Annotated in this window: 1 protein-coding gene; it reads right to left on the bottom strand. The window is 73.7% G+C overall.

What is annotated here, in order from left to right; all coding sequences use genetic code 11:
• Positions 1–44: 44 nt before the first annotated feature.
• Complete coding sequence (locus ACFV6I_RS27630) at positions 45–1568, bottom strand: aldehyde dehydrogenase family protein (RefSeq protein WP_063350120.1); 1524 nt, start codon at positions 1566–1568, stop codon at positions 45–47.
• Positions 1569–1716 lie beyond the last annotated feature (148 nt).

Below are 1716 nucleotides of genomic sequence, written 5' to 3'. Positions count from 1 at the left end.
GTTCCTGGTTCCGTGTTCCGTGTTTCGTGCGGGCCGCGGCCCGGCTAGAAGAGGCCCACCGCGTCCGGGGAGTAGCTGACCAGCAGGTTCTTGGTCTGCTGGTAGTGCTCCAGCAGCGCCTTGTGGTTCTCCCGGCCGATGCCGGAGTTCTTGTAGCCGCCGAAGGCCGCGTGGGCGGGGTAGGCGTGGAAGCAGTTGGTCCACACCCGGCCGGCCTGGATGGCGCGCCCGGCGCGGTGGGCGGTGTTGAGGTTGCGGGTCCAGACGCCCGCGCCGAGCCCGTACTGGGTGTCGTTGGCGAGGGTGATCGCCTCGGCGAAGTCCTCGAAGCGGGTGACCGAGACGACCGGGCCGAAGATCTCCTCCTGGAAGACCCGCATGCTGTTGACGCCCTCGAACACCGTCGGCGTCACGTAGTACCCGCCGGCCAGGGCGCCGCCGAGGTCGGCCCGCTCGCCGCCGGCCAGCAGCTTGGCGCCCTCGGCCTGGCCGATCTCGAAGTAGGAGAGGATCTTCTTCAGCTGTTCGGCGCTGGCCTGGGCGCCGACCTGGGTCTCGGTGTCCAGCGGGTCGCCCTGGCGCATCGCGCGCACCCGCTCCAGGCCGTCGGCGAGCAGCCGCTCGTAGACCGAGGACTGGATCAGCGCCCGGCTGGGGCAGGTGCACACCTCGCCCTGGTTGAGGGCGAACATCGCGAAGCCCTCGACCGCCTTGTCGTAGAAGGCGTCCGAGGCGTCGGCGACGTCCGCGAAGAACAGGTTGGGGCTCTTGCCGCCGAGTTCCAGCGAGACCGGGATCAGGTTGTCGCTGGCGTAGCGGGCGATCAGCCGGCCGGTGGTGGTCTCGCCGGTGAAGGCGATCTTGCGGATGCGGTTGCTGGAGGCCAGCGGGGCGCCGGCCTCCTCGCCGAAGCCGGTGACGATGTTGACCACGCCGGGCGGCAGCAGGTCGGCGGTCAGCTCGGCCCACAGCAGCACCGAGGCCGGGGTCTGCTCGGCGGGCTTGAGCACCACCGCGTTGCCGGCCGCGAGCGCCGGGGCGAGCTTCCAGATCGCCATCAGGATCGGGAAGTTCCACGGGATGATCTGGCCGACCACGCCCAGCGGCTCGTGGAAGTGGTACGCCACGGTGTCCTCGTCCAGCTGGGACAGGCCGCCCTCCTGGGCGCGCAGCGCGCCCGCGAAGTAGCGCAGGTGGTCGACCGCGAGCGGGAGGTCGGCGGCCAGCGTCTCGCGCACCGGCTTGCCGTTCTCCCAGCTCTCCGCGACGGCCAGCCGCTCCAGGTTCGCCTCCATCCGGTCGGCGATCCGCAGCAGCGCCTGGGCCCGCTCGGCGGGCGGGGTGCGGCCCCAGCCGGGGGCGGCGGCGTGGGCCGCGTCCAGCGCGGCCTCGATGTCCTCGGCGGTGCCGCGGGCGACTTCGGTGAACACCTCGCCGGTGACCGGGGTCGGGTCGCCGAAGTACTCGCCGCGCACCGGCGGGGTCCAGCCGCCGCCGATCCAGTGCTCGTACCGGGAGCGGTAGGCGACGATGCTGCCGGGCGTGCCGGGGGGCTGGTAGACCGTCATGCTCTGGTGTCTCCTCGCGACGTCGGGCGCCGCCCGGACCGGGTGGCGGGGCGGCGCGGGGGGGGGGGGGGCGGGGGGGGGCGGGGGGGGGGGGGGGGGGGGTGGGGCGGGTCTCTGGGGCGCGGGGGCGCGGGGGGGGGGCGTCGGG

Origin of the sequence: Kitasatospora sp. NPDC059803 (genome assembly GCF_042732255.1) — a bacterium.
Lineage (GTDB): Bacteria > Actinomycetota > Actinomycetes > Streptomycetales > Streptomycetaceae > Kitasatospora.
Note: the sequence above shows the minus strand (reverse complement) of the source record. Positions and strands in the feature narration are given on the sequence as shown.